This window comes from Komagataeibacter kakiaceti JCM 25156 (genome assembly GCF_000613305.1).
This window is the reverse complement of record NZ_BAIO01000301.1, coordinates 1-2,926: the sequence shown is the minus strand read 5'-3', so window position 1 is coordinate 2,926 and position 2,926 is coordinate 1. Positions and strand designations below refer to the sequence as shown.

General features: G+C 63.0%; 1 protein-coding gene and 2 pseudogenes. 1 reads left to right on the top strand and 2 read right to left on the bottom strand.

Annotation, left to right across the window (positions count from 1 at the left end; translation table 11 throughout):
* The first annotated feature begins 175 nt into the window (after nt 1-175).
* Complete coding sequence (locus tag JCM25156_RS12695; protein ID WP_025813371.1) at nt 176-1,465, top strand: adenylosuccinate synthase; 1,290 nt, start codon at nt 176-178, stop codon at nt 1,463-1,465.
* Between the two features lie 204 nt (nt 1,466-1,669).
* On the opposite strand, the pseudogene rpoH reads toward JCM25156_RS12695, so the two are convergent.
* Together rpoH and JCM25156_RS31200 are read right to left on the bottom strand one after the other, a co-directional pair.
* A pseudogene (rpoH, locus tag JCM25156_RS24185) lies at nt 1,670-2,564 on the bottom strand (RNA polymerase sigma factor RpoH).
* Nucleotides 2,565-2,805: 241 nt separating this feature from the next.
* Nucleotides 2,806-2,926 (bottom strand): annotated as a pseudogene (locus JCM25156_RS31200) (RNA pseudouridine synthase); the annotation flags it as partial.

The following is a 2,926-nucleotide window of genomic DNA, read 5'->3' as shown; positions in this document are numbered from 1 at the left end:
GGGCCGGATGGGGATGCGCGCGCCGAGGCCGCGCGGCTGTCCTGCCCGCTGATTGTGGTTGATGGTCAGGCCGTCGCGGTGGGCGACGCCTGACTTCGCGGTTGATTTTCTTACGAGCAAGGTTTTTCCGGCTGGCCGCGCCGTGGCCGCCGGGCAGCATATCAAGGAGCATGAAATGTCCAACGTCACCGTGATCGGCACCCAGTGGGGTGACGAGGGCAAGGGGAAGATCGTGGACTGGCTGGCCAGCCGGGCCGATGTGGTCGTACGCTTCCAGGGGGGCCATAACGCGGGCCATACGCTGGTTGTGGGCGACCAGACCTACAAGCTGTCGCTGCTGCCTTCGGGTCTGGTGCGTGGCAAGACGGGCGTGATCGGCAATGGCGTGGTGGTTGACCCCGAAGCCCTGCTCAAGGAAATCGACCGCGTGACGGCACAGGGCCTGACGGTCACGCCCGAGACGTTGAAGATCGCGGAAAACGCGCCGCTGATCCTGCCCGTGCATGGCGCGCTGGACCGTGCGCGCGAAGCCGCCCGTGGCGATCGCAAGATCGGCACGACCGGGCGCGGCATCGGCCCCGCCTATGAGGACAAGGTGGCCCGCCGCGCCATCCGCCTGTGTGACCTGGCCGAGCCGGAAACGCTGGACTGGAAGCTTGATGAACTGCTGCTGCACCATAACACGCTGCTCAAGGGGCTGGGTGCGGACACCTTCACCAAGGCCGAACTGCTGGACTTCCTGAACACGGTCGCCCCGCGCGTGCTGCCCTACATGGCTCCGGTGTGGGATCTGCTTGATGACAGCCGCCGCAGTGGCGCGCGCATCCTGTTCGAAGGCGCGCAGGCGGTCATGCTGGATGTGGACCATGGCACCTATCCGTTCGTGACCAGCTCCAATACGGTCGCCGCCAATGCCGGGACCGGCGCGGGTGTTGGCCCGACCAGCATCGGTTTCGTGCTGGGCATCGCCAAGGCTTACACCACCCGCGTGGGCGAGGGGCCTTTCCCCAGCGAACTGCATGACGAGATGGGGCGCATACTGGGTGAGCGCGGCCATGAATTCGGCACCGTGACGGGCCGCCCGCGCCGGTGTGGCTGGTTTGACGCCGTGCTGGTGCGCCGCGCCGTGCGCGTGGGGGGCGTGAACGGCCTGGCCCTGACCAAGCTGGATGTGCTGGACGGGCTCAAGGAAATCCGCATCTGCGTCGGCTACGAGCTGGATGGCAAGGTCACGAAGCATTTCCCCTCGGCCCCCGGCGCGCAGCAGCGCATCCGCCCGGTGTTCGAGACGCTGGAAGGCTGGGAAGACAGCACGCGGGGCGCGCGTTCCTGGGCGGAACTGCCGGCACAGGCCATCAAATATGTCCGCCGGATCGAGGAACTGGTCGAAGCGCCGGTTACGCTGCTGTCCACCAGCCCCGAACGTGATGACACGATCCTGATGCGCGATCCGTTCGAGGACTGATCGCCTTCGCCATGGTGCCTGTAAATAGCTGTTCCTGAATAAGTTTTTGGGCGCCGCCTTTTTTCAGAAAGGCGGCGTTTCCTGAAGCTTTTTGAAAAAAGCTTCACCAAAAACTTCCTGAGGATTTGCGTGATACGCCCTAAAGAAAAAGCCCCGCACACTTCTGGCGTTGCGGGGCTTTTTTGCAGGGCAGGGGATGGGGCGTCAGGCAGGCGCCTGTTCGGCATGGCTGGCGCGCCGGGTGGCGACTTCCGCCTTCATCGCGGCCTGCACCTTTTCAAAGGCCCGGACCTCGATCTGGCGCACCCGCTCGCGCGAGATGTTGTAGACGTGGGAGAGTTCCTCCAGCGTGGCGGGTTCATCCTTCAGCCTGCGTTCGGTCAGGATGTGGCGCTCACGGTCGTTCAGCGATTTCATGGCGTTGGCCAGAAGCGCCTGCCTGCCGGACAGTTCCTCGCTTTCAGCCAGGGTTTCTTCCTGGTTTTCGGTGTTGTCCACCAGCCAGTCCTGCCATTCACCCTCCCCATCCAGCCGCAGGGGGGCGTTCAGGCTGTGGTCGGGGGCGGCGAGCCTGCGGTTCATGTTGACCACGTCCTGCTCCGGCACGCCGAGGGATTGCGCGATCTTGTTGACCTGTTCGGGCGGCAGGTCACCGTCGTCAATGGCCTGCATCTGCCCCTTCAGGCGGCGCAGGTTGAAGAACAGTTTTTTCTGCGCGGCGGTCGTGCCGATCTTGACCAGTGACCAGCTATGCAGAATATATTCCTGTATCGCCGCGCGGATCCACCACATGGCGTAGGTGGCCAGACGGAAGCCACGATCGGGGTCGAAGCGGCGCACGGCCTGCATCATCGATATTGCCTTCGCTGATGAGTTCGCCCACCGGCAGGCCATAGCCGCGATAGCCCATGGCGATCTTGGCGACGAGCCGCAGGTGGGATGTGACAAGTTTATGCGCGGCTTCGGTGTCGCCCTTGTCCTTCCACAGATGCGACAGGCGAAGCTCCTCCTCCGGGGAGAGCATGGGGAATTTGCGGATATCCCGAAGATATTTGGACAGGTTGTTTTCGGGACCGGAAATAAGAGCAGAAGAGGCCATGGTAACGGACTCCTGTTCCAGAGGGATGGATGGCGGTAATCCGGTGCAACGTGATTGTGGCCGACCGGGTTGCATCATCACTCTGCTAGACGCACGACTGGACTTCTCACGTCCCCATATAGAACCCCCGTCATGGGCAGTCTTATACAGGACGTCCAGTTAGCCTGGGGGCGTCGGCCCCGGCAAACAATCATGAAACATAGTGATTTCGGGCCTGTTTGTCAATAAATATGCATCCGGATTACGCAATATTGACCAGCAGTTCACGAAAGTCGGCCGGGGGCGCGGTCTCGAACAGCATCTCCTCGCCACTGCGCGGGTGGATGAAGCCCAGCCGGCGGGCATGTAGCGCCTGCGGGCGA

Excerpts from the sequence above, each read along its gene's own strand:
- JCM25156_RS12695 (WP_025813371.1), top strand. The coding sequence starts at position 176 with ATGTCCAACGTCACCGTGATCGGCACCCAGTGGGGTGACGAGGGCAAG.